Annotated in this window: 24 protein-coding genes, 1 pseudogene and 1 other annotated feature; of the genes and pseudogenes, 10 read left to right on the top strand and 15 right to left on the bottom strand. The window is 51.4% G+C overall.

Annotated features, from left to right (window positions below):
• Nucleotides 1-253: 253 nt before the first annotated feature.
• Together ACZ2GZ_RS03590 and ACZ2GZ_RS03585 are read right to left on the bottom strand one after the other, a co-directional pair.
• A complete protein-coding gene (locus ACZ2GZ_RS03590; RefSeq protein ID WP_470295560.1) occupies nucleotides 254-2206 on the bottom strand; it encodes a hypothetical protein in 1953 nt (650 codons plus the stop codon).
• 71 nt (nucleotides 2207-2277) lie between these two features.
• Nucleotides 2278-2703, bottom strand: a complete 426-nt coding sequence (locus ACZ2GZ_RS03585; protein WP_235045168.1) for a hypothetical protein — start codon at nucleotides 2701-2703, stop codon at nucleotides 2278-2280.
• A 300-nt stretch (nucleotides 2704-3003) separates the two neighbouring features.
• Between ACZ2GZ_RS03585 and ACZ2GZ_RS03580 the strand changes: the two are divergent.
• Both ACZ2GZ_RS03580 and ACZ2GZ_RS03575 read left to right on the top strand, forming a co-directional pair.
• Nucleotides 3004-3122: pseudogene (locus ACZ2GZ_RS03580) on the top strand (transposase); the annotation flags it as partial.
• 149 nt (nucleotides 3123-3271) lie between these two features.
• Nucleotides 3272-5095 (top strand): hypothetical protein, encoded by a 1824-nt coding sequence (locus ACZ2GZ_RS03575; protein ID WP_470295559.1) that lies wholly within the window; start codon nucleotides 3272-3274, stop codon nucleotides 5093-5095.
• 275 nt (nucleotides 5096-5370) lie between these two features.
• On the opposite strand, the gene ACZ2GZ_RS03570 is transcribed toward ACZ2GZ_RS03575, so the two are convergent.
• From ACZ2GZ_RS03570 to ACZ2GZ_RS03560, 3 genes are all read right to left on the bottom strand, one after another.
• Nucleotides 5371-7782 (bottom strand): Ig-like domain-containing domain, encoded by a 2412-nt coding sequence (locus ACZ2GZ_RS03570; RefSeq protein WP_144060661.1) that lies wholly within the window; start codon nucleotides 7780-7782, stop codon nucleotides 5371-5373.
• A 762-nt stretch (nucleotides 7783-8544) separates the two neighbouring features.
• Nucleotides 8545-9867, bottom strand: a complete 1323-nt coding sequence (locus ACZ2GZ_RS03565) for an Ig-like domain-containing protein (protein WP_021066423.1) — start codon at nucleotides 9865-9867, stop codon at nucleotides 8545-8547.
• A gap of 153 nt (nucleotides 9868-10020) precedes the next feature.
• Nucleotides 10021-10395, bottom strand: a complete 375-nt coding sequence (locus ACZ2GZ_RS03560; RefSeq protein WP_470295558.1) for a nuclear transport factor 2 family protein — start codon at nucleotides 10393-10395, stop codon at nucleotides 10021-10023.
• A gap of 180 nt (nucleotides 10396-10575) precedes the next feature.
• On the opposite strand from ACZ2GZ_RS03560, the gene ACZ2GZ_RS03555 reads away from it, so the two are divergent.
• The 3 genes from ACZ2GZ_RS03555 (at nucleotide 10576) to ACZ2GZ_RS03545 (ending at nucleotide 13115) form a co-directional block, all read left to right on the top strand.
• Nucleotides 10576-10857: a hypothetical protein gene (locus ACZ2GZ_RS03555; protein WP_470295557.1), complete on the top strand. Its 282-nt coding sequence runs from the start codon at nucleotides 10576-10578 to the stop codon at nucleotides 10855-10857.
• Nucleotides 10858-10930: 73 nt separating this feature from the next.
• Nucleotides 10931-11153: a binding site (T-box leader), on the top strand.
• 55 nt (nucleotides 11154-11208) lie between these two features.
• Nucleotides 11209-12540: an anthranilate synthase component I gene (trpE, locus tag ACZ2GZ_RS03550; RefSeq protein ID WP_470295556.1), complete on the top strand. Its 1332-nt coding sequence runs from the start codon at nucleotides 11209-11211 to the stop codon at nucleotides 12538-12540.
• The gene (locus tag ACZ2GZ_RS03545; protein ID WP_470295555.1) at nucleotides 12537-13115 is read left to right on the top strand and encodes an anthranilate synthase component II; all 579 of its coding nucleotides are present in this window, start codon (nucleotides 12537-12539) and stop codon (nucleotides 13113-13115) included. The genes trpE and ACZ2GZ_RS03545 overlap by 4 nt, the downstream gene beginning before the upstream one ends.
• A 3-nt stretch (nucleotides 13116-13118) precedes the next feature.
• On the opposite strand, the gene ACZ2GZ_RS03540 is transcribed toward ACZ2GZ_RS03545, so the two are convergent.
• From ACZ2GZ_RS03540 to ACZ2GZ_RS03510, 7 genes are all read right to left on the bottom strand, one after another.
• A complete protein-coding gene (locus ACZ2GZ_RS03540) occupies nucleotides 13119-13817 on the bottom strand; it encodes a ferredoxin--NADP reductase (protein WP_470295554.1) in 699 nt (232 codons plus the stop codon).
• Between the two features lie 19 nt (nucleotides 13818-13836).
• Nucleotides 13837-14589, bottom strand: coding sequence for an iron ABC transporter ATP-binding protein (locus tag ACZ2GZ_RS03535; RefSeq protein ID WP_408584013.1), 753 nt, complete (start codon nucleotides 14587-14589; stop codon nucleotides 13837-13839).
• Nucleotides 14586-15662 carry an iron chelate uptake ABC transporter family permease subunit gene (locus ACZ2GZ_RS03530; protein WP_470295553.1) on the bottom strand — a complete coding sequence of 359 codons (1077 nt, stop codon included), beginning with the start codon at nucleotides 15660-15662 and terminating at the stop codon, nucleotides 14586-14588. The genes ACZ2GZ_RS03535 and ACZ2GZ_RS03530 overlap by 4 nt, the downstream gene beginning before the upstream one ends.
• Nucleotides 15659-16651 (bottom strand): ABC transporter permease, encoded by a 993-nt coding sequence (locus ACZ2GZ_RS03525; protein WP_251136206.1) that lies wholly within the window; start codon nucleotides 16649-16651, stop codon nucleotides 15659-15661. The genes ACZ2GZ_RS03530 and ACZ2GZ_RS03525 overlap by 4 nt, the downstream gene beginning before the upstream one ends.
• A 24-nt stretch (nucleotides 16652-16675) precedes the next feature.
• Nucleotides 16676-17677: a siderophore ABC transporter substrate-binding protein gene (locus ACZ2GZ_RS03520; RefSeq protein WP_470295552.1), complete on the bottom strand. Its 1002-nt coding sequence runs from the start codon at nucleotides 17675-17677 to the stop codon at nucleotides 16676-16678.
• A gap of 293 nt (nucleotides 17678-17970) precedes the next feature.
• Nucleotides 17971-18261, bottom strand: coding sequence for a hypothetical protein (locus ACZ2GZ_RS03515; RefSeq protein ID WP_029594892.1), 291 nt, complete (start codon nucleotides 18259-18261; stop codon nucleotides 17971-17973).
• Nucleotides 18258-18830: a zinc dependent phospholipase C family protein gene (locus ACZ2GZ_RS03510; protein ID WP_470295551.1), complete on the bottom strand. Its 573-nt coding sequence runs from the start codon at nucleotides 18828-18830 to the stop codon at nucleotides 18258-18260. Before ACZ2GZ_RS03510 ends, ACZ2GZ_RS03515 begins: the two co-directional genes overlap by 4 nt.
• A 111-nt stretch (nucleotides 18831-18941) precedes the next feature.
• On the opposite strand from ACZ2GZ_RS03510, the gene ACZ2GZ_RS03505 reads away from it, so the two are divergent.
• From ACZ2GZ_RS03505 to ACZ2GZ_RS03485, 5 genes are all read left to right on the top strand, one after another.
• Nucleotides 18942-19469 carry a TetR/AcrR family transcriptional regulator gene (locus tag ACZ2GZ_RS03505; protein ID WP_214796861.1) on the top strand — a complete coding sequence of 176 codons (528 nt, stop codon included), beginning with the start codon at nucleotides 18942-18944 and terminating at the stop codon, nucleotides 19467-19469.
• A gap of 1 nt (nucleotide 19470) precedes the next feature.
• Nucleotides 19471-19779: a DMT family transporter gene (locus ACZ2GZ_RS03500; protein ID WP_214710875.1), complete on the top strand. Its 309-nt coding sequence runs from the start codon at nucleotides 19471-19473 to the stop codon at nucleotides 19777-19779.
• 11 nt (nucleotides 19780-19790) lie between these two features.
• Nucleotides 19791-20132 carry a DMT family transporter gene (locus ACZ2GZ_RS03495; RefSeq protein ID WP_214801007.1) on the top strand — a complete coding sequence of 114 codons (342 nt, stop codon included), beginning with the start codon at nucleotides 19791-19793 and terminating at the stop codon, nucleotides 20130-20132.
• Nucleotides 20122-20469: a nuclear transport factor 2 family protein gene (locus ACZ2GZ_RS03490; protein WP_214801004.1), complete on the top strand. Its 348-nt coding sequence runs from the start codon at nucleotides 20122-20124 to the stop codon at nucleotides 20467-20469. The genes ACZ2GZ_RS03495 and ACZ2GZ_RS03490 overlap by 11 nt, the downstream gene beginning before the upstream one ends.
• Nucleotides 20470-20604: 135 nt before the next feature.
• The gene (locus ACZ2GZ_RS03485) at nucleotides 20605-21114 is read left to right on the top strand and encodes a hypothetical protein (RefSeq protein WP_470295550.1); all 510 of its coding nucleotides are present in this window, start codon (nucleotides 20605-20607) and stop codon (nucleotides 21112-21114) included.
• Nucleotides 21115-21150: 36 nt separating this feature from the next.
• Here the strand turns inward: ACZ2GZ_RS03485 and ACZ2GZ_RS03480 are convergent, their stop codons facing one another.
• From ACZ2GZ_RS03480 to ACZ2GZ_RS03470, 3 genes are read right to left on the bottom strand one after another with little or no spacing between them, the layout of a single operon-like run.
• Complete coding sequence (locus tag ACZ2GZ_RS03480) at nucleotides 21151-21513, bottom strand: VOC family protein (RefSeq protein WP_131471789.1); 363 nt, start codon at nucleotides 21511-21513, stop codon at nucleotides 21151-21153.
• Nucleotides 21510-22283 (bottom strand): ABC transporter permease, encoded by a 774-nt coding sequence (locus ACZ2GZ_RS03475; protein WP_214751501.1) that lies wholly within the window; start codon nucleotides 22281-22283, stop codon nucleotides 21510-21512. Before ACZ2GZ_RS03475 ends, ACZ2GZ_RS03480 begins: the two co-directional genes overlap by 4 nt.
• Entirely contained in the window at nucleotides 22280-22984 is a 705-nt protein-coding gene (locus ACZ2GZ_RS03470) for an ABC transporter ATP-binding protein (RefSeq protein ID WP_470295549.1), read from the bottom strand. Before ACZ2GZ_RS03470 ends, ACZ2GZ_RS03475 begins: the two co-directional genes overlap by 4 nt.
• Between the last annotated feature and the right edge of the window lie 6 nt (nucleotides 22985-22990).

The following is a 22990-nucleotide window of genomic DNA, read 5'->3' as shown; positions in this document are numbered from 1 at the left end:
CCTTTCAAATGTGGTGAAGCAGAACTAAAACGAATGATAGCGCTTACAATGTCTAACGGATCATAATCGGCCTTGCTCCCTATTCCGTCTTCAGACCTATCGTTTCAGAGACCACTTTCCTCTCTAAACATATCCAATTCCACTAGTAAATACAATTAATTTTTCGTTAATTCCGTGTATCTTTTCCAAAAAATCCCCCGATTGCAACATCGAGGGATTCCATGGAAATTTAAATACGTTAGGCAAAAAGACCTTATTCGGTTTCAATCAGTTCATGAAGCTGGGTGAACGGACTCGACGCCCCTGCCTTCAAATGCCCGTGCTCGATTTCTTGAAGACGGAGCGCCTCGAGCTGCATCTTCGAGGCCGCGCCCCACTTGTTCGGTCCACAATCACGAAGGGCAACCGTCCGGACAATGAGTTCCGTCGCGTCAGCCGTCGCATCGAACTCGACCCAAACTTGGTTCGGTCCACCCCAGGCGGCGATGTCTTCAGATAAATAGAGCACACCGTCGACCCAAATCTCATAGCGCATCCGCCCCAAGCCGAGCGACGACCGCTTCTCGAACGGGTTGATCACATTCAAATTCAAACGATACGTCTGTCCCGGTTTCGTCGTCAGGATTTGTGAATACGCCATGTGATCGCCTTTTTGCATCGTGTTCGCCTCGAGGTGGTATGACACGTTCGTCGTCAAGCGCCGGACGGTCAACGGGATCGTCGTCTCGTCCAAACGGCCGCTCGTGATGACCCCATCGAGCGCCATCCACCCTTGGTCGAGCGTTGGATGCATATAGTCACGCATCGTGTCCCGCTTGTTCACACCCCAGAACGCGAGCACCGGCCATTCGTGACCAATCACTTCATAAAATAGTTTGGCGTATAACCGATCCCCATAATCAGGTGTCAAGAACAGTTCGAGGATGGCGCGCGCGTTGAACGGGATATACGTCTCAAACGCGACATCGCTCTCGGCGAGTACTTGCTGATGCCAGACGCCCATCCGATACTCCCAATACAACAAGTCGTACGGATCGTAGCCGTGCAGCGTCTCAGTCGTCAAATTGACTGCGGCCACGTAGGACGTCCAAAGCGAGACGACACGCTCGTCTTCCCGCGATTTCCATGAATAGCAACGAATCGCCCCTTCGACGGTCAACTCGGCCGGCAGCGTCCGGTTCTTCCGATAAAACGCTCGCCCGATTTCAAGGATGTTCGAGCGCAAGTGGCGCGTCGGACGGTCTTTGTACAGTTTCATATATTCGTACGCGTGGGCATGGCCGTGACGGGATGTCACGCTTTTCCGCAACATCGAACGGAATGCCCGCGTCTCCTCGGCTTGTTCAAACGCTCGGTCATCGACTGGGATGACGCGATGGCGAAACTGAAGGTCACGCGCCATCATCGCTGCGACTTCGACATCGATATCGAGCGATTCGACGTGATGACCTGCCGCCACGTTCTGATACGTGAACGTTTCGATGTTCGAGAGGAACGGTTTGAGAAGCGCCAACGACAGGCGACTGTCAATCCCGGCCGTGAGCGAGAAAATCATGCGTTCGTCCGACTCGAGCAGCTGATGCAACTGATTGTCGAACCACGCCCGAAGCGGTTCGATGGCCGCCTCGACCGGCAACGCATCGAGCGGACGCCGTGGATAATAGCGTGTCATCCGGTTCGTCTCGTCCACGAAATGGTTTGGGACGAGAATCCGAATCGACGCATAAATCGTGAAATGACCTGGCAAGTGATAATGGTTATGTTGTCGCAATTCGTCCGAACAGAGCGGGTGCGCCTCGGACTGGACGTCTTCTTGTAACAGTTCGAGATGCGACGCCGCTCGGAGCGGTGCGTCCGTCGTGAAGTAGACACCTCGCATCCCGGTCGCGTCATGATAGAGGCGCACTGACGTGTCGTCACCCCGAATCAACACGTAGCGGCCACCCATGAAGTCGAGCGCCTCATGAAATGCGTCCACGTCTTGCCCGTTCAATCGTTCGAGCACTCCCTGTCGGTCACGCTGTTGCGCTCGGATGTCGAGGATGTCCCCGAAAGCGAGGAGCCAGCGGGCACCGTCTTGAATCAAGTCGACCGGACTGAGCGGGTCATAATAAAAGAAATCGCCGTTCGGCAAAGTGATTGTTTCCCATCCTTCACGTTGTAGCCGGGTAGCGGTCATTAAAAATCCGCGTTGATAAGCTTGCATGCTGTCCCCTCATTCTATAGAAAATTCGTTCTTTGACTCTAAAAAGGACGAGCACCGGTCGTGCCGGCGACTCATCGACTCTGACTGATAATGGTCATCCAAATATTGGAGAAGACGCCAGCCGTCTTGGCATAATCGACAGGATCAGCCATGTTCAGTTGGACGCCGTTCTGATAGACAAACAAATGCGTCACCGTCCCACCCCCGGACGCCCCGATCGTGATGCCCCGCTTCGTGAGCGTCTCATCCGGTTCGGCGATAATGGAGACGACCGAATCGGCCCGATCGCGTCGCACAACGATATAGCCCCGCGTCGGTTCAATATAGGCTTGGGTGAAGCCAAGCGGTTTATGGCTCCCGTTCGCGTGTATGTATAACCCTTGCGGATCAAGCCGCAACGCCATGCCGCTGAATCTTAATTCACTTCCCGTTACGGACGGAAGCAACACCTCATCGGCCTCGGCTTCTTGTTTTTGTTCGTAAATGATGCCCGCCATGACCAGAAAAACCAGGACGAACGTCCTGATGAAAACTTGAAACTTTTGCCTCTGTTTTCGTTGTGATCGACTCATAATCCCCCTCCAAATTATAAAGTGTTCACCCAAAACTAGTACAATATAATCATACCGCACTTGTTTTAAATTTCCATAATAAATTGGGATTAATATGTATTTATTGAAGCTTCATACATAGTAAAACCAATAGAGTTCTGTGATATCGGTTCTACTATGTCTCGTCCATCATCAAAACGTATGCGTGACCTGCACGTCGTCTGTCCGATTGCGGGGAGACGAACGATCCTTTCACGACTATCAAACAGGAAGATGAAAGGACAAACAATAAGATCAAGGTCATCAAACGGCGTGCATATAGCTACCGGAACCTAGAACGTTTCTTCTACAGTCTTCAGATTTGAAATCGGTCGAACTAGTGTCAACTACGGTTTATTGTGATGAACTAACTTTTACACTGTTAACAAGAATTCATTTTCCATTTTTAATAAACATTAGGAATAAAAATCTCCGCATTTCTATATAATGGTTTTGTTAAAGGAGGAGAATTCTTATGTATAAAAAATGGTTCATGATTTTTGTCATTGCCCTCGTCGCGTTTACTATAGGAAACGCCGAGGCATCGTCGTCCCCATACAAGACGCTCGAGTCGACTCCACTGAAGGTGTCCGCAAGTTCTAAAGCTAAAACAATCCAAACTCTCAAAGCGAACACAAACGTCTCGCTCATCTCGACAAAAAACGGATGGGCTAACGTCCAAGTCGGTAAGACGAGAGGATACGTCCCGTTCAATAGTATCCTGCCCCTTGAGATCCCAATCAAAGATCATGGCATGAATCAAGTCATGACATATAAAGGGACTGAGATTGCCAGCGTCAACGGAAAGAGCGCGAAAATCTCTCCGGCGTTGCTTCCTTTCTTTAAACAGAACGCTGCGGCGCTTCGAAGTACGCTCGCAAAGCCAATCGTACAAAATAACACAATCGTCGGATTCGAACAATTGAAACTCGGCCAATTCGTGCAGGTCAAGAATCCAATTATTATTGATCGGAATGCCGCTGCACGAATTCAGAGTTTAAAGTTGCCCGGAGGACCAGTCACTATCACGACAGCCGCCCCGCTCCGGCAAGTTATTCTAGAAGGCTGGGGTTTCGAGCCCTACAAACAGACGTCACAATGGAACGTCACGTTGAATGGTTCGATTCAACAACTCCACTCAAATACGCGATTTACGCTTCGGGGGAAAGGAACAATTAATCGTTGGGACATCCACCAGGCTCAACATTCTTACGATTTACCTATCACATACAATGGAGAGATTGGTTTCTTAAACGTTAAACATGCAGACGTCGTATTGCGCGGCACATCAACCTTTAAAGTCAGAGCTGTATCCGCTCCAACGAAAACGCATATCCTCGATGGACCGAACGGGTTACTTGGTGTCACTAAACCAAACCTTGTGATACAAGGTAAACGAATGGGCGCAGACGAAAGGGCGATTGCTACAGCATTACAAAATGTGACTGCCGCTAAACTCACTCAGCTACTTAAACAAATGAACATCGAACATAAATCAAATCATATGAATGACTACGTGAAAGCATTTAAATTGAACGAGACAGCCGGACCAAACAAGTTGTTCTTCACTACAAAATCCGACATCTCGTTTGTAGTCAGTGCGGTCGATCGCACGCTTGAATTCAATCAGTTCAGTGAACCGTTTGTTACATTGAACAATCCATCGAATCGAATCCAAATTCAGATGAAGAACATCCAGTATAATTCTTGGGCTAATCCGATTTATCATAAGCGTATCGTGAATGCTCTAATTGGAAAATCCGGCCTCATCACAATCTCGTTCAAAGGTCCAGAACAATCTGTCAGCGAGTTTGCGCGACTGGAAAAACAGGGTCGCTACTTTATCTATAATCACCCTCACGGTCCCGGAACGTTCCGTGTTGTCTCGATTGATGGCAAGAAAATTAATGGCTTCACGTATGTTATTGAGATGGGACGCTATTCGTACGACGAGCATAACCATTTCAATAGGGAAGAACTCGTTCGTATTGGCGATAAGACGCTCGACTCTTACAATCAAGTACCGCCTGCATTCGAAGTCAAAGTCGTAAAAGGGTTGCGCGGTTCCAATTCATATTTAGCGATCCGCTCAAACGACAACCGATGGCTCAAGCGCGTGTATGGATACACGTTACAAGTCAATAAAAACTACTGGGCAGATGGCCGACTCAGTTCGGACGCAGTCGACCTCGCCGGCTGGGACCCAAAACAGACAATTATCTTATCGCAACTCGACGGAAAATTGAACGATACTTTGACCGTCAAAGCATTCGGCTATCAAGACGCAAAACAAAAATAAGACAAGGTCATCTCGCGCGCGGGATGACCTTGTCTTATTTCGGTTGGCTGATAATCGTGACTCAGGCGTTCGAGAACTGCCCCGCAATCATCGTATAATCGGACGGTTTTACTTTAACGGAGTTGTTCTCAAAATCCGAGGTCAACCACACATTACGATGATGAACTAGACATAGTAAAACCGGTAGCGTCAAACGCTACCGGTTTCAAGATGGCGCAGCCCGAAGGCCTTGCTCTATTTAACCCTAAGGGAGGGTCAATGAAGGTCAACGCTAATTACTTAGCGATGTTCACCGAAGTGAACAATGGGTGTTTGTTGTTCTCGAGGTCGAGGACTTCGAACGCAGCGCCTGGTTTGAGCGTGAGCGTTTGAGCTGTCTCGGCCGGAGTCAACACACGATCAATCGTGATTTGGACTTGGTTCGACTGCGATCCCATGATTTCTGTGACTGTCGCAGATTTCGAGAGATCTTTGTCACCAACGAGGACTTTGAAGTCTTCGTAGCCATCTTCGATTGAGTACTTCGCGATTGACTCATCGAACGTGAGCGTGATGACCGCGTAGTCGCCCGATACGTTGTTCGACGTGAGGACCGCAGACGTCAAGCCTGGAAGGTCGTTCTCAGCGAACTTCTCGTTCAACGAGACTGTATCCATGACGTTGCCCACTACATCCTTGATGTTTTGGATGACGAACGCATATTTACCAGTCGTTTGAATCGCGCCTTCTTTGAGCGTCAACTTGATGACGTCGCGATCTTCATCCGTGAAGACAGCTTTCTCAGCGATTGCCTTGCCTTCAATCAAGAAGTTGCCCAAGTTGAGTGACGATGGGTCGAGCTTCTCGCTGAACTTGAGGTAAAGCGTGCTGTTGTCCTTCTCTTGGAAGTAGTAGCCATCGAAAGTTGGCTTCTCTTTCTCGATTGGGCTCGAGACGATTGAGAACTTGATCGATTGCTCAAGGCTCTCGTTGCCGACGACATCCTTCACGAGGTTAGCCGGAAGTTTGACTGAGTAGTTTCCAAGCTCAAGATCCGAGATTGGCGTCTTGATTTGGTTCTTCGAGTAATACGAGGCGTCAGTCCATGCCGCCACTTTCTTCTCGACACCGTTCGGCGTGATGTACGAACCGTACATCTTACCGTCGCTGTAAGCACCATGCTTGAGTTCTTCAGAGAACGTGAGGACGAGGTGGTTCTTGCCGTCGATGACTTCCACTTTCGCATCTGTCACAGTCGGAGCCATCTCATCGTTCGTGAAGTTAACCAATTTCGTTGACGCAGCGCCGTAGTTGCCAGCAAGGTCGCGGAAGTGAGAAACTTTCACGTCGATTTGACCGATGAACGAGTGGTCGCGGACAGTGAGGACTTTGCCTGACTCATCGAGCCATGCGTTGTCATCAAGGTCAGCTTCGATTTCGCCGTTTGTGAGCGTGATTTTCGCGACGTGGTTGTAACGATCCACGTAGACAGCCTCAGAGAATGTGACTGTGAGGTAGCCTGGTTTCGACGAAGACATGCCGACGACTGAAGGGTTGACCGCGTCGATGACTTTCTTCTGAACGATCTTCGTCACTGGGTTTGGCGAGATGAAGTTGCCAGCGAAGTCACGGAGACCGACGAGCGTCAACTTGTAGTCTTTGCCTGCGACGAATTGCGCGTCTGACAAGTCAAGGATGAACGATTTGCCGTCCCATGAGAGTTTGTCGACATCTACTTTGTAGCCAGCGCCAGAAGCATCTTTCAATTCGAGTTTCTTCTCGAGCTCATCTTCCGAGTCAACGTTGACCGGCTCAGAGAACGTGAACTTCACGCGGTTGTTTTCAAGGTACTCAGGGTCGTTAAGGACCGGGCGTACGTTGTCTTCGAACGTGTAGATTTCTTTGAACGGGACGAGCGCTTTACCGTCGAGTCCTTCGATTTTCGAGCTAGCAAGCACGGCGTAGCGGCCGTCGAATGTCTTCTCGGCGCGAACGACGAGCGTTTTGCCGTCTTTCGAGAGCGTGCCGCGAAGTCCTTTGAGGCGTTGCGCGTCTGGAATGTGATCGATTTCGACCGTTCCATCTTTGAGCATGCCGTTATAAAGGAGTGTGCTCGCGTCTACTGGTTTCGAGAAGTTGATTTCAAGTTCCTTCGCATTGAGCAACTTGACGCTCGATACCATCGGAGCTGATTCGACAACTTTATACTTGAACGATTTTGAGACCGTTCCGTACGCTTTGTTCGTGTACGTGAATGTAGCCATGAACTCGCCGACTTTCGATGTGTCGATACCAGACCATGAACCCGGTTTCATATAGACGCGATCTGCGAACTTGACCGGCTGTGTGCGGATTCCTGAAACGGCTTCCCCTTTTTCGAAGACGAGCATTTCTTTCGGTCCGACCACTTCTTGGGCATAGTTCAAGACGCGAATGCGTTTCTCGACTTTAATCCCTTTTCCTTTGACGAAACCAACCGCCGTTTGGAAGACTCCCAATTTGTTCATGTTGACTGAAGACTTGTACCAGTGGATCTCTGATCCGTGATACTTCTTGTCAAGCGCTGCATCCAAATTGCCTTGGCGTACATAATCTGAACCTAGCTTGACGACGGGCATTGCTGCTGAAGCCGACATTGCTGGTGCGACTGCTGCCGCTGTCACTGCAAACGCTGCCGCTGCTGTGACAAATTGTTTTTTGTTTGCCATCTTGTTTAAATCCTCCCTTTGGTAAAATGCGATTTCTGCGTCTTCGACTTTCTCGGTCCTCTCGATCACTCCTCAGACACCCTTACTGCCCGAGTTATGTATAGCATCGATAGGACTCGAGTCATACAAAAACAGGTATCTAAAACCATACATTGACTTTTAGCCTATGCATCGTCCCAGATTGCTTACATCCATAATATACATAACGTTTCCAGTTGAAACAAGCGAATTTTTAGTGAAAAAGGGAAATGATAATGCATTTTCATGATTTTATTTAGAATAAATATTCTGCGTTCGATTAATTACCATTGTAATAAAATCTCATTAAATCAATAAAGTAAGCGCTACCAACATTTGAAATTATGATCAGACTTCTGTCATCAGGTTAGATTTTTATGAATTAGACGATTAAAATATAATTACCAATTATTTTATTGGTTTTTACAACATAAGATAAATAATAACCATTTATAACCAAATAATTATGTAAGTAACGTTTTCTAATAAACCATTTCGTTACCAGTTATCTCTTTATTGGATTCTTAAATAAATGATTACACTTTTCGAATAGGACTTTTGAAGGTGAGTCCAATGGACGATACACAAAAAAATGACGGGCTTTTCGCAGAAATGTTTGATTTTATCCAGTAAATGGATATTGAATTACGGGGATTGTTGTTGCACACAACACCGACGCTCCTTATTTTTGAGAACAAAAAAAATCGCCCTTCTCCTATGAAGGGCGATTAAAACTGATGGGGATTAATAACCGACGAAACTGAGTGATTCCATGAATGCACGTTTCTCCGCAGCATAGAGTGGCCATTCGATGACGTCCTCACTGCCTTCTACCGTCACGACGATTCGGTTCTCGGGACGAACATTCGCTTTCACGAATTGGACGAGCTTCGCATCCGGTTTGAACTCAACGTATTCCGCGACCGTTCCATCCTCGTATTCAATGTACTCGATGTCGTCTTGATCAAGGTTCACTTTATACGACTTGCTGCCGACTTTCAGGCGGAGCGTGTCCATTTCAAGGAAACCATCTTCCGATTCGATGTTGAGGAAGAACTGCATGCTCGCTTTCGACGGTGAACCGTAGAAGACCGGCGCGAACGTCTCCGCATAACGGAACTCCCCATAGCTATCGAGCACTTCACGGTGGACCGTCACCGGACCTGGGAAACGATAGAACTTGTTATAGAGCGCATGTTGGACGCCGAGTTTGAGCGTGCCGCCTTTATTGCCAGCGCCGTCAATCGCATACAACGAGATCGCTTGCCCTCGTTTTTGTTTTGGGATTTTAATCGCGAATTTTCCAGTCGACATGACCGGCGCTTTGTAAAGTTTCGTTCCGATTTGGGCATAGACCGTCGCATACGCCTCGGCCGTCCCTGTGATCGATGTCGATGTCGTCGTCACGCTCTGCGCGACACGCGGGCGTGCTGGAGCCACACCGTCTTTAATGACTTTCGTCGAACGCGTGACGCTTGTCGCGCCTTTCGCGTCGACCGTCGTCGCACGGATGACCGTTCCGATTGGAAGGGCGACCGTCGCACGGCGATAGACGCCTTTCGCGTCATAGCGCGCCGTGTACGAAGCTGCACCGACTTGGAGTGTCACTTTCGCGCCAGGCGTTCCTGTCACGACGATTTGACGAGCCGAGTTATTGACCGTTCCGATTTTCGGCGTCGCCGGACGTGCGGCCGGATCGACGGCGACAACGACTTCCGTCGTCTCACTGACGTTGCCCGCGGCATCACGCAAGCTGACCGAGATCCGTTTGCCGACCGATTGCGGGCTCATGTTGAATTGAGCCGTCCCCGCTTCCGTGACGACACGCGTGTACACTTTGCTGTTGATGCCGATCAATGCTGTCGTGCCAGCCTCTCCTTCAATTACAAGTGACTTCGACGTATGGAGTGGCGTCGAGACGACAGGTGCGAGCGGTGCTGTGACGTCGACCGTCTCGACGACTGGTGGTTCTTCTGTTGATCCTTCTGCTTGCGCTTGGAGCGGCAAGAGTGGCGAGACGATGAGTGAACCGGCTAAGAACAATTTCAAATACGATGAATGATTCATGACTTTCCTCCATTATGTAGGTTTTACAGTTAATTGGTCGAATACCAAATTCTATTGTAATAATTCGACTTCATACAATGACGGATTTTTAATAAATCAGGTAAATGATTTCACAAAAAAACTGCTTTAGTTTCCCAAAGCAGTTCACGGTTCTCACACCTCATGAATCATCGTCGCCTGGCCGCCTTGCCAGAGCCACGTGTCTTCTTGTTTCACATAGACGTGCAACACCCAGAACCGGCCTTCGTAAGCGTTCGTTCCGAGAATGAAACGCTCCTCGAGCAACAGTTGCACGAGTGCGATCTCGCCAGCCACCGTCTCGTCGAACGTGACGGTCTCCTGCGTGATCCACTGGACAGACGCCGGGTCGACGAACTGGTCTAAAAATGTTTCTTTATCGAACTGACGTCCGCTCGAGTCGACGTAACGAAACTCGTCATGCATGATGCCGCGCATCGCGTCCAGGTCGCCCTTGACTTGAAGTTCGGCCCGTTCGTCAGAAAGTTGTTTTAAGTTGATGGTTTCCATTGATGTACCTACCTTTCGCGTCCATCATAACATACTCGTATGCTCGAGTCGTCTCACTTGTAATGGTCATCTTCATTGTTCGATTGAATGTAACCACATCGGTAGTATTCTTTTTCTTATCCTCTATTCCCTGTATACTTATCAATATACAGTTAATCCCATTTCGAGAGGACTATGCTTATGGATTTGATCGACCCGTTCATCTGGCAACTCGTCATCGTCCCTATCCTCACCGTCGGGACCGGTGTCCTTATTGCATTACGATTCGAAAAGGCTTATATCGCCCCGCTCATCACGTTGGTGCTCAATCTCGCAATTGAAATGACGATGGGCCTCGCGTACTACGGGACGCTCACTTCTCCATCGTCTTGGAATTGGCTTTTCCCGATTCCCTCGTTTCTCGTAGCCTATACGTTTCTCAGTAAACGGAAAACTGAGCGCCAGACAGAAAAACATTCCTGAGCCCTAATCATTCTGACAGTTTCAATATTGACATTCTGACTTCAGCCCGTTAAAGTAACGATAACATTCATACGAACTCGCGATGAGAAAGAAGAGTAGCGTGAAGATTTGTCTCCAGAAAGCCGGTGGTCGATGCGAACCGGCGACGTGTCTCACGTGAATGGGCTTTTGAGCGTTCAGACCGATACGTAGGCTCTGACGGGTCCTCCCGTTACCGAGGATAGCGAATGATTGTTCGCGATGAGTGGGGGGAGCTCCCCCAACGAAGGTGGCACCACGGGTCCCCCGTCCTTCATGTCTTTTTTAGACATGTCGGGCGGGGGACTTTTTTTATTTCAAGGAGGAGATCACATGAAACAACTCATCATCAACGGCGACGAACTGACACCGGTGGCCATCTTTCATCGATTAGAAGGCGAACGGAAAGTGTTACTTGAGAGCCGCGCCGAAGGCAAGCATGGCCGTTACTCGATTATCGCCTCCAATCCGGTCGAGACGATTCGCGCCAATGGCAACGAAGTGACCGACGCATCCGGCACGATGCAAACGGACGACCCGCTCGCCTTGTTATCAGAACTGGTTTCGCGAGACACGCCGGATGCCCCCTATCCGTTCATCGGTGGTGCCGTCGGTTATATCGGCTATGACATGCAACGCGTCTATGAACCGATTCCGAACACACCTAGCGAGACTCGCGGTTTGCCGGACGCCTTGTTCCAACGATATGAGACGGTCGTTCTCTATGATCACGTCGAGGAGCAGGTCATCGCGATCGACACCGGGGATGCTGATGCTGAGAAGCGACTCCACCACGTCAAACGGTCGCTCGAGACGGCGAAGACACACGAGCTCGCCCCTGTCGTCCGCACGAGTGAACGGGTGTTGACGAGCAAGGATGAATTTGTCGAACGTGTCCTGCAGGCGAAGGAAGCCATCCTCGCCGGTGAGGTGTTCCAACTCGTCTTGTCCCAACGCATCGACGCGACGTTCACCGGCGACCCGTTCCACTTCTATCGGACGCTCCGGAAACAGAACCCGAGTCCGTACTTATTTTATATCGACCTAGGCGAGGCAATCGTCCTCGGGGCGTCCCCGGAGAGTCTCGTCCGCGTCGAGGGCAATCGCGTCTCGACGAATCCGATCGCCGGCACCCGCCCCCGTGGCAAGACAATCGAAGAGGATGTGCGTCACGCCGCTGATCTCATTCAAGACGAGAAAGAACTCGCCGAGCACCGCATGCTGCTCGACCTCGGTCGCAACGACATCGGCCGGGTCGCCAAAGTCGGCTCGGTCACGATTCCGAAACAGATGGAAGTCGAGCGCTTCAAAAACGTCATGCATCTCGTCTCCGAGGTCGAGGGCGAACTGCGTGACGACTTGAATCCGATTGATGCGTTACGTGCCTGTCTCCCGGCCGGTACCGTCTCCGGCGCCCCGAAGATTCGGGCGATGCAGCTGATCGACGAACTGGAGACAGTGAAACGCGAAGTATATGCCGGGGCCGTCGGGTATCTCGACGTCCGGGGCGGCTATGATTTCGCTCTCGCCATCCGGACGATGGTCGTTCAAGGAGATACGGCCTACGTACAAGCGGGCGCCGGTATCGTCTACGATTCGGACCCGGTGTCAGAATATGAAGAGACGTTGCATAAAGCCAAATCCCTTTTGGAGGTGTTCGCATGATTCTACTTATCGATAACTACGACTCGTTCACGTACAACGTGTATCAAGATGTCGCCCGGTTCAGCGACGTGACGGTCATCCGTAATGATGAACTGACAATCGACGCGATCCGCGACCTCAATCCGGCTGGCATCATCATCTCTCCGGGTCCAGGTGGCCCACTGGATGCCGGTGTGTCGCTCGACGTCGTCCGCTCTTTGTCTGGCACCATCCCCATCCTCGGCGTCTGTCTCGGTCATCAAGTCATCGCCGAAGCGTTCGGGGGGACGGTCGGACGGGCCGAGCAGGTCATGCATGGGAAGACGTCCGTGATCGAGACAATACCGAGCGTCTTGTTCGATGGGAATCCGAGCGAGGTCATGCGCTATCATTCGCTCGTCGTCCAAGAGACGGACCTCGTCGTGACCGCTCGCACGACGGACGGTGTCATCATGGCACTCGAGCATCCCGAACACCCGACGTATGGCGTCCAGTACCATCCCGAGTCGATTGGCACACCGGACGGACGCGACCTGTTCGAGCGCTTCGTTGAGATTTGCCATACAAAAAGACCGAGGAACGTGTCCTCGGTCTGAGCGTCAGGCTTTCAAGAAATCTTCAAATTGAAAATCATGCTTGTCGAGCATGATTTGGTCCGACGTGACACCGTTTTGACGCAACGCGGCAATTGTTGCATGCAAGAAATCATCGCTACCGACCACATAAAACAACCCATCTTTGTCTGCAGCGAGCGTCTCGACACGCTGATAATAATCCGGACGACTGTCGACGAACTCGGCCGTGAAGGCGGCTGTTGACGCGAACACATCGCTGAACAGATAATCCTGTGAGGAATCGACGTTCAACGAATGAAGGTGCGGCACGCCTTCCCCATTCGCCAAATACGCGAGCACGAGCGGACGGAACGTCGCGATGCCGACACCCGACGACAACAGATAGACGTTCTTCCCTTCTCGCTTCAATGGTACGTTCGAATGCGTCTTGAAGATGGCGACCTTGTCCCCGATGTTCATGTCACGCAAAATCGATTTGAACGTCGAGCATTCCGGTTTGACCCGGGTCGTGATACCGATCGCGCCTTCATGCGGTAGCGTCGAAATCGACATATGCCGAATCAACGTCCGGTTCGGTTTGTCTTCTTTATTAAACCCTTCAAGCGCAAAGTGTGTGTGTGCGCCTTCTTCCCATGTGAAGCCCTCGGGCAACTCGAGTTTGAACGTGTATGTATCCCGTGCTTCCTGCACGACTTGCTGAATTGGCGTCCAATAAATCTGCATGCCGTATTCCCTCCTTCTATTAATAGACCGCGATCGGTCCGTACGGTCCTTGAATGATTTCGAGGTTCGTCTCAAAAATATCGGACAAGACATCTGCATCCATAATCTCTTCGACCGTACCGAAGGCGGCAATCTGCCCGTCCTTCATCGCACAAATCCGATCCGAGTATTTGGCTGCGAAGTTGATGTCATGGAGCACCGTGACGATCGTCCGCCCGAACTCGTCGGCGACATGGCGCAAGTATTCCATCATCTGCACCGACCTAGCGATATCGAGGTTGTTGAGCGGCTCGTCGAGAAGCACGTATTCGGTCTCCTGACAGAGCACCATCGCGACGTACGCCCGTTGGCGCTGTCCGCCCGACAGTTCATCGAGATAGCGATGCTCAAGCTCCGTCAAATCGAGGAAGTCGATATATTTCGAGATAATCCGTTCATCCTCTTGCGTCAACCGTCCTTTCGAGTACGGGAAGCGTCCGAATCCTGCGAGCTGACGGACGGTGAGACGTGTCACGAAGTGATTCTCTTGCCGTAAAATCGTGATGATCTTCGCCAAGTCCTTCGATTTCGTGCTCGACACGTCCATGCCGGCGACTTGGATTTGACCTTCATCCAAATCGAGCAGTCGGCCAATCATCATGAGCGTCGTCGACTTCCCGGCCCCGTTCGGACCAATCAACGATGTGAACCCAGCTTTCGGGATATCGAGCGTAATCGGGCCGATGCGGACATCGTCCGCATACGATTTTTGTACTTGTTCCAATTGAATCATAATGACCTCTTCCTTAAAATCACCGCTAAGAAAATCACGCCGCCGAACAGTTCGATGATGACGGACACGACACTCGGTGTATTGAGAATGTGATACATAAAGAAATACGCGCTCGTCAACACGAAGAAACCGAGCGCGAATGCCATCGGAAACACGTACTTATGGTCGTACGTCGCTGCCACTTGATAGCTGAGCGTCGCCACCAAGAATCCGAAGAACGTGAGCGGCCCAATCAGTGCCGTCGATACTGACATTAACAGCGAAATCAGAATGAGCGTAAAGATGACGCTCCGGCGATGGTTCACTCCGAACGACGTCGCCACGTCTTTCCCGAGCGCGACGACGTTCAAGCGATTCGAGAAGCTATACAACAACGTCCCGACGACAAGCACGATTGGAATGACAATCGGGAAGTACGCGGCATCGGCATGCATGACCGATCCGAACAAGCGGGCCTGCAGGACGTCGAACTCGGACGGCGCGAGCATGCGACGCATGAACGAAGACACCGAGTTCAAACCGGTCCCGATGATGATTCCGATGAGAAGCATGAGTTGCAAGTTCCCGTATTTCCCTGACAAGAGCCAGCCATACAACAGCAGGCTCATAAGTACCATGAGGCCGACCTGCGTCAAAAAGGCACCGGTTCCCGAAAAACCGATTAACGCCCCTGCCCCAAAGAAGAAAATCATGCTCGTCTGAATCGTCGAGTAAAGCGCGTCGAACCCGAGCAACGATGGCGTGATGATGCGATTGTTCGTCACCGAATGAAACGCGACCGTCGCCAAGCTTTGACAGAGCGCGGCAATCGCCATCGTGATGACGGCGACGACCCGGCGCTCGACGACCGGGATGAACGACGGTGAGTCGAGCGGGACCGGATTGTTGTAGACGAGCAACCCGAACGCACAGAGCAATCCTCCGATGATGAAGAAGGCAAGGAATAGCCAGTAGCGGCGCTGTTCTCGTTTCGAACGGAACGCCGTCGCACACCGTTCTTCTGTATGCACGGATCGACCATCGACATCATACGCTTCCCGTGGCTTCGTCTTATTTTCAATAAGTGTGCTCATCGTACCCCTCCCGTCTTCCGTTGTCTCATGAGAATCGCGATGAACACGATTGATCCGACCGTCCCGAGAATGAGTGATACCGGCAATTCGAACGGCATGATGATCGTCCGCGAAATCAAGTCGCTGACGAGCACCGTCCCCATCCCGATGACGCATACCCACGGCAAGTTGCTGCGCAGGTCGTCCCCGCGAAACATCGAGACGATATTCGGGACGATCAGTCCGAGGAACGGCAGATTCCCGATGACCGTCGCCACGACACCGACCGCGAGGGCAATCAGTCCCGTCGCGATCAAGATGAGACGGTTATAGTTGACGCCGAGGCTCGTCGCGATGTCTTCTCCGAGTCCAGCGAGCGTCAAGCGATTCGCAAGGATGAAGATAAAGAACGTGACGAGGATGATGAGCCACAAGTATTCATAACGTCCGACCTGCACCGATGCGAACGACCCGACGAACCAACCTTCGATTGTCTGGCTGGCTTGAAAGAATAGACCGAGAAACGTTGACACGGCCGAGACGACCGCCCCGAGCATGAGTCCGATAATTGGGACAATCAACGACGAGCGGAGTTTGACCGAGCGCAGAAACCAGAAGAAGACCATCGTTCCGATGAATGAAAAGACGATCGCCCCCGTCATCCGCATCATGAGCGTCGGAGCCGGGACAAGCAGATACACAGCGAGCAGGCCGAGCCCCGCCCATTCGAGTGTACCGGTCGTCGTCGGTTCGACGAGACGGTTTTGCGTGATCAGTTGCATGACCAGTCCCGACATCGCCATGGCGGCACCGGTCAACATGATTGCAATCGTACGCGGGACGCGAGTGATCCAAAACATGTCCGACCCACCTTCTTGACGAATGTCATAGACGCCGGTCACGAGCGAAAGGCCCGCCAATATGAACACCACAAGCATTGCTACGATAAAGGACTTCGTCCATATGTTAGAAAAGGAGGGCTGAGACAATGTCTCAACCCTTGCTGTCATTGGTTTTTGCACAACGTGACTCCCTTATTTCGAAAGCGCGGCTGCGATGTCGTTGAAGAGTTCAGAATAAGTTTGAATCGACTCGTTGATGTACGTATCGTTCGGCGCATACACGATTTTTTCGTCTGTCACGGCTTTCGTTTTTTGGAGTGCCGGTGCGTTATCAATCACGTCCGCTGCAGGTACAGCGTCTTCCATGCTTGAAATGGCCGCATCACGGTCGAGGACGAGCAACCAGTCCGGGTCACTCTCAGCAATCGCTTCGACCGAAACCTCATCCCCTTGGTGGTCACCTGTCGTTTTCGCTACCTCGAGGGCTGGTTTCCAGTCAAAGATGTCATACATCGGCCCGAAGACACGACCGGTGTTCGGTGCCGAGAAGCCGATGTCGCCACCTGAGACGATGACTGACATCACCGTGTCTTCACTGTCGTACGCCGCCTTTACGCTATCGATTGATGCTTCAAAGCTAGCGATGAGTGCATCCGCTTCCGTTTCCTTTTCAAAGATTTGGCCGAGTGAACGCGTCGTCGTCTCAAAACCTTCGACCAAGATTTCACCTGGCGTGCCCGCATCTTCCGGGAGCTCGATGTTCAAATCGATGACGGCTGCTTCTGGGACCAATTTTTTGATGTCGTCGTAGTAATCGGCGAATCGTTGTCCGACGATGACGACATCCGGATTTACACCGGCGATTGCTTCTAGGTTCGGCTCATTGTGCATCCCGACGTCTACGATGTCTTTATCATTTTTATAAGGCAAGTCCGCTGGAATCAATCCGATTGGTGCCGCGACCAAGTCGATTCCCCAATCTGAGAGCGTCTCGAACGTTCGGTTGTCGAGCGCGACGACCTTCTCCGGATTGATCGGTACGTCGATTGTTCCATGTGCGTCTGTGATTTCAACTGTCTTCGGTGCCGTCTCGGCTTCCGCACTTCCTTCGTCTTTCGTTTCGTCCGTGCTACCGCATGCGGCTAGCGTGAAGACGAGTGATGTGAGCATGACTGCTGCTTTCCATTTCCCCATTCTTTCCATCTCCCTATGTATCTGTTTTTGAATGACGACCTTCTCAGTGAGTCCGCGACTAGTCCACGTTTCTGCTCTATGTAAGGAATACTGATGCTTTCTCACTGATAATGATTATCATTGTCGTTTTCATTGAGAAGCATAACAAACAAAAATAGGTTGCGCAATGCCAAATTTTCAAATTGGAAATGGAAATATTATTCTTTCTATCTAATGCCAACAAAAAAAGAAAGCGGAACGCCTGTCCACTTTCTAAGCAAATAGAGTTCATTCGGTCACTCTCATTTGTCCGATTACGCTTCCGAAATCCCGTTAGCGAGCACCAACAAAAAAATCCAAATCGATAGCGGCACAATCAATCCAAGATTCCCGACGAGACTGAACACACGCACCGTCTTGTCTTTTGAGAACAGACCCCAAATCAATGTGGCAATCAGGGCGACATCTAGGACAATGTAGACCCATATGGCCGTAATCAAGTTCAAATCCGGGAAAAAGCGGCCATTCACAGTGAACAGCGCCACGATTGTCAAAATAGAAAGTCCAAACGTCACGTAAAGCGGTGCATAACGTCGTTGAATCATATAATCACCCCACTCTTCTGTTGGACCATCTGTCGGCATCGAAGGATGCACGTCTCGACGTAGCCATCGAACTGGTGTGGCAAAAACATCGTATACGTCCCTTCCTCTTTCGCCTTCGCATCTTGCTTGATTTTGAGGATGAGTGCCAGCAGCTCGCCTTGTGCGGCATTGGTTAACACGTCGAAATCGAAGGCGTCCAATCGCTGCACTAAACGAGCGTTATATGAATCAAAATCGGTATAATACATCGCCTGCTTTTCTGGGTCTTTCGTAATGACTTGCTTGAGCCAGGCTTTATAAAACCCCTGCAACCAAATCTCGTCCGCGACGAGATGGCAATAATAGCCGAGGCGGAACGATTGATTCTCGTCCGCACTGTCCACCCAATATTGATCAAGGTCGAGCCGTCTTGTCATATCCTCATGCCGTCCCGCGTAATAGTGGGTGTTTTGTTTAGACGTCGTCGCATCGGGCGCAAGATTTCCCAACAAAAAAGCCGTGCGATCGACATCTGTCAAATGTGCCAACACCTCATTCGCGATGACAAGATGCATTAAATGTGAACCCATCATCCCTCCCCCCTTTTCCTAATTATCCCATTCATGTATTCATCTCGACAATCCAACTCTAGTCTGATACGCTCACTATACTGACCGTTCAGTATAGTGAGGAGGACACACATGAGTAAAAAACAATTGTTACTGCGGACCGCCGCACAAATCATTCAAACCGAGGGCATTCAACAACTGTCGATGGACCACTTAGCCAAACGCGCCGGTATCACGAAAGGTGGCGTCTTATACCACTTTGAAAGCAAGGCCAACCTGTTGCAGCAGATGAATAGAATGGCACTCGATGAATTTGAAAATCGGATCGTCCATCATCAAACCGGGTTGGATGGTCCTTATCCGTTCACACGCGCCTACGCCCTCGCGACGCTCGATTATAGCGATGGTGATGCCGACTTGATTGCCGTCTTCATCTCATCCCAAGAAGATGCGAGCGGAAAGCTTTGGAATGACGCCGCCAAACGATGGGATAAACAGTTCGCCGCGGATGGTCCTGACGCTGATCGCGTGCTCGAACTTCGACTGCTCTGTGACGGGTTTTGGTTCGCATTGACATATGGCTATAGCGCTGCGTTCAAAGATCGGGCCGCCCGCATCATCCGACAAAAGTGCGACGCGCTGTCAAAAGGAGAATCGTAACATGGGCTTCGTCTATCTCGTCGGTGCCATCGTCTCTGAACTGTTCGGTTCGAGCATGTTGAAGCTGAACGCGACGACAACGAGCCGCCTGCCCGTCCTTGGTGTCGCCTTCGGTTACGTGACGGCATTTTACTTGTTGTCGCTCGCCCTTCTTTCCATCCCGCTCAGTTTCGCCTATGCGTTTTGGAGCGGGGTCGGCACGGCGGCGACGGCGCTGATCGGCTTCCTCGTCTTCAAGGAACAAGTCCGGATTCAGACCGTCATGGGCATCGGGCTTGTCATCATCGGGCTCGTCTTGATGAAACTATGAGGAGGGAAATCATGAAATCCTATGGAATCTTACTCGTATCGATTGCGTTCGAGGTGCTCGGGACGTCGATGTTGAAGCTGTCGGACGGATTTACCAATCTGTTCCCGAGTCTCGTTCTCTTAATCAGCTTCGCCATCTCGTTCACGTTGATGGGCATCGTCTTGAAGACCATTCCGCTCAGCATTGCCTATAGCGTCTGGGCCGGGCTCGGCACGGTCGCGACCGGGCTGATTGGGGTGTTCGTGTACGGGGAAGTGCTGTCGACGTTGAACAGCATCGGCCTGACTGTCATCGTGCTCGGCGTCATCGTCATGAATCTTGGAAAACGGGAGGAGCAACCACATGCTGGCTGACTTAATCGAACAACAGGAACGGGCATTACTGACGACCGACGTGCGCACATCGTCTGAGCATTTGCGCCGTCTACTCACGGATGATTTTTTTGAAATCGGCAGTTCCGGACGCATGTTATATCGGACGGCATCTGCCGCCACGATGGACCTCGGCGAGATTCAAATCACCCTATCCGACTTCTCACTGGAGACCGTTCAAGACGACGTCGTCCTGGCCACGTATCGGACCGAAGACCACTCCACCGGACGCATCGCCTTGCGCAGTTCGATTTGGGTGAACGTTGATGGCCAATGGAAGATGCGTTTCCATCAAGGGACAATCGTTCCGCCTTCTTGAAACTAAATCGTCACCTAAAAAGGGAGTGTCCCAATCGACACTCCCTTTCGTCGTACCTGATTCATTTTTGTACACACCCATCATGTTCATTTTGCTTATAATCAACCCATCCGATGAGATGAAAGGATGATGAACATGGATCAACAAACAAAAAAGCAATGGCTTCAATCCGTACGTCCGAGGCGTTCCGTAGACGAACAGCTGGCCATCAAGGCATCCCGGGAAGCGAAATTGACGTTCGAGCCGACCATCCCGCTCGATGCCATCCGTAAAAAACGACCAACCATCACCGTCACGTTCACGGTCGGCGGCTTCGGCGTCCATAACGAGTCCACCATCACGTTTTTTGAAGATGGCGCGGTCAAACGAGAAGTCATCTGGCGTGAAGAGTTCGACTTAAGCACGGCGATTCCCCGTTCCGGTTGGTACAACGAAACAGATGCTTTCCGCGTCCATGAGCGATTCGTGTCGCTCGTCTCACATCGCTGGCCTGAAGTATTCGAGGAAAAAGGGTACTTCACGATGGATGGGACGCAATGGAACTTCACTGTGAACCGTCACGGCAAACTGTTGCATCAGCATGGGGGTAGCAACGCCTATCCTTCCAATTGGAAAGCTGTCACCGAACTGTTCGGGATCTCTTGAACGAAAAAAAGAGCACCCACAGCGGGCACTCTCCATTCAGAGGGCTTGAATCATCTCGACTCGATTGCCGAACGGGTCGCGGAACTCGAACCGGTCGAATCCAGGAATCGGGATACCCGTTAGCCGCTCAATCCCTTCCGCCTCGAGCTTCTGTCCCCATTCCGCCAAATCGGTCACGGCGTAGGCGACGTGTCCTTTCGTCGACAGCCGGTCAACCCCGTCCTCGGTCCCGACGTGGACGCTACGGTCGCCGACCTCGAGCCAAAACCCGCCCCGTCCTTGAAGTGACACCGGCTTCTCGATTTCTAGAAGACCGAGCACGCCGCAATAAAACGCACGGGCACGGGCTTCCTCCCCTTTCGGGATGGTGATTTGCACGTGATGGATGCCTTGAATCATGTCGTTTTCCCCTTTCGATACGTCAACCCGACGAACTGAAGTTTTTGGTTGAACAGGCGTGGATACGCGAGATAACCGACCATGACCGCCGAGATCGACGCGGTCGTCAAAATGAGAAACAAGATGAGCAACTGATAGAGCACTGCTTCCATCGGGTCGGCCCCGCCGATGATGAGACCGCTCATCATACCCGGGAGTTGGACGAGCCCCATCGTCTTCTGCGCCTCGACGGTCGGGATCATGCTCGTGCGGATGGCGCTCTTCAAACTGCGCTCGATCGCTGCTTTCGGTGTGCCGCCGAACGACAAGATGAGCTCAATCACTTCATCGCTCCGCTCGACCTCGTCTTTGAACTTGTTCAAGAACAGGAGCGACAACACCATACAGTTCCCGATGACCATGCCGCTGATCGGGATGACTTTCTCCGGCTCGAACGGGATGATGCCGAGCCCGAGCATGAGGCCCATCGTCAACGTCTCGACCGTGACGAGCGTGAGCAGAATCATCCACGTGATGCCTGGGATGCCGTCCCCTTTCTTGATGATGTTCTGCGTCGCCGCCCCAATCATCAACAGAATCATGAGCAACATGAACACCGGGCTGTCGCTCTCGAAGACGAACGTCAGAATATAGCCGATGATGAGCAACTGGACAATCGACCGCACCGTCGCGATCAAGATGTCGCGTTCAAGTCCGAGCTTTAAAAACAGCGCCAAACCGAGCGGGATGGCGACGAAAATCAAGGAGGTCATCAGTTCTATGAACGTCATAGCTCCTCCCCCCTCACGAAGCGACCGATCATCGGATTGTCCGACTCGTCGATGAACGTCGCGTCACCGAATTCAATCAATTCCCCGTTTCGCAAGAACCACATGTCATCACTGACACGGCGGGCCTGATCTAAGTCGTGCGTGATCCAGATGACGGTGACCCCGAAATCTTTTTGTAGTCTCACAATTAACCGCTCGATCTCTTTCACGGTCCGATAGTCGAGGCTCGCCGTAATCTCGTCCAACAACAGCACGTCCGGCTTGTTGACGAGCGTCCGGGCAATGGCGACACGACCCCGTTCCCCGCCCGACAACTTCTTGATCGGTTGGTCGAGCGAGATCCCGCCCAAGTCGACTTTCTGCAACAGGTCCGCCGCCCGTTCCCGTTCGAGCGTCTCGCCGAAGATGGCTTTCGGCAGGTTCATGTTGTCGTACACCGTCCCGTCAATCATCGGCGCGCTTTGGAACGCCATGCCGATTCGTTGGCGCAGTTCGATGACGTCGATCGAATCGATATTCTCCCCTTTGAAATAAATCGCACCGGCGTCCGGTGATAACAGGCCATTGATGTGCTTCAGGCACGTCGTCTTGCCGGCACCGCTCGGACCGACGAACGTCGTGATGCGTCCTTGCCGGAAATATCCCGTCACATTATGTAAAATATCTCCATGACTCACGTTTTTGAATTCGATAATCTGCATCGGTGT

It is taken from the genome of Exiguobacterium sp. KKT215 (assembly GCF_055635335.1).
Note: the sequence above shows the minus strand (reverse complement) of the source record. Positions and strands in the feature narration are given on the sequence as shown.

Bases quoted from the DNA above. Each gene is read 5' to 3' on its own strand.
- ACZ2GZ_RS03590 (WP_470295560.1), bottom strand. From the start codon at position 2,206: ATGCAAGCTTATCAACGCGGATTTTTAATGACCGCTACCCGGCTACAA.
- ACZ2GZ_RS03585 (WP_235045168.1), bottom strand. From the start codon at position 2,703: ATGGCGGGCATCATTTACGAACAAAAACAAGAAGCCGAGGCCGATGAG.
- ACZ2GZ_RS03575 (WP_470295559.1), top strand. From the start codon at position 3,272: ATGTATAAAAAATGGTTCATGATTTTTGTCATTGCCCTCGTCGCGTTT.
- ACZ2GZ_RS03570 (WP_144060661.1), bottom strand. From the start codon at position 7,782: ATGGCAAACAAAAAACAATTTGTCACAGCAGCGGCAGCGTTTGCAGTG.
- ACZ2GZ_RS03565 (WP_021066423.1), bottom strand. From the start codon at position 9,867: ATGAATCATTCATCGTATTTGAAATTGTTCTTAGCCGGTTCACTCATC.
- ACZ2GZ_RS03560 (WP_470295558.1), bottom strand. From the start codon at position 10,395: ATGGAAACCATCAACTTAAAACAACTTTCTGACGAACGGGCCGAACTT.
- ACZ2GZ_RS03555 (WP_470295557.1), top strand. From the start codon at position 10,576: ATGGATTTGATCGACCCGTTCATCTGGCAACTCGTCATCGTCCCTATC.
- trpE (WP_470295556.1), top strand. From the start codon at position 11,209: ATGAAACAACTCATCATCAACGGCGACGAACTGACACCGGTGGCCATC.
- ACZ2GZ_RS03545 (WP_470295555.1), top strand. From the start codon at position 12,537: ATGATTCTACTTATCGATAACTACGACTCGTTCACGTACAACGTGTAT.
- ACZ2GZ_RS03540 (WP_470295554.1), bottom strand. From the start codon at position 13,817: ATGCAGATTTATTGGACGCCAATTCAGCAAGTCGTGCAGGAAGCACGG.
- ACZ2GZ_RS03535 (WP_408584013.1), bottom strand. From the start codon at position 14,589: ATGATTCAATTGGAACAAGTACAAAAATCGTATGCGGACGATGTCCGC.
- ACZ2GZ_RS03530 (WP_470295553.1), bottom strand. From the start codon at position 15,662: ATGAGCACACTTATTGAAAATAAGACGAAGCCACGGGAAGCGTATGAT.
- ACZ2GZ_RS03525 (WP_251136206.1), bottom strand. From the start codon at position 16,651: ATGACAGCAAGGGTTGAGACATTGTCTCAGCCCTCCTTTTCTAACATA.
- ACZ2GZ_RS03520 (WP_470295552.1), bottom strand. From the start codon at position 17,677: ATGGGGAAATGGAAAGCAGCAGTCATGCTCACATCACTCGTCTTCACG.
- ACZ2GZ_RS03515 (WP_029594892.1), bottom strand. From the start codon at position 18,261: ATGATTCAACGACGTTATGCACCGCTTTACGTGACGTTTGGACTTTCT.
- ACZ2GZ_RS03510 (WP_470295551.1), bottom strand. From the start codon at position 18,830: ATGGGTTCACATTTAATGCATCTTGTCATCGCGAATGAGGTGTTGGCA.
- ACZ2GZ_RS03505 (WP_214796861.1), top strand. From the start codon at position 18,942: ATGAGTAAAAAACAATTGTTACTGCGGACCGCCGCACAAATCATTCAA.
- ACZ2GZ_RS03500 (WP_214710875.1), top strand. From the start codon at position 19,471: ATGGGCTTCGTCTATCTCGTCGGTGCCATCGTCTCTGAACTGTTCGGT.
- ACZ2GZ_RS03495 (WP_214801007.1), top strand. From the start codon at position 19,791: ATGAAATCCTATGGAATCTTACTCGTATCGATTGCGTTCGAGGTGCTC.
- ACZ2GZ_RS03490 (WP_214801004.1), top strand. From the start codon at position 20,122: ATGCTGGCTGACTTAATCGAACAACAGGAACGGGCATTACTGACGACC.
- ACZ2GZ_RS03485 (WP_470295550.1), top strand. From the start codon at position 20,605: ATGGATCAACAAACAAAAAAGCAATGGCTTCAATCCGTACGTCCGAGG.
- ACZ2GZ_RS03480 (WP_131471789.1), bottom strand. From the start codon at position 21,513: ATGATTCAAGGCATCCATCACGTGCAAATCACCATCCCGAAAGGGGAG.
- ACZ2GZ_RS03475 (WP_214751501.1), bottom strand. From the start codon at position 22,283: ATGACGTTCATAGAACTGATGACCTCCTTGATTTTCGTCGCCATCCCG.
- ACZ2GZ_RS03470 (WP_470295549.1), bottom strand. From the start codon at position 22,984: ATGCAGATTATCGAATTCAAAAACGTGAGTCATGGAGATATTTTACAT.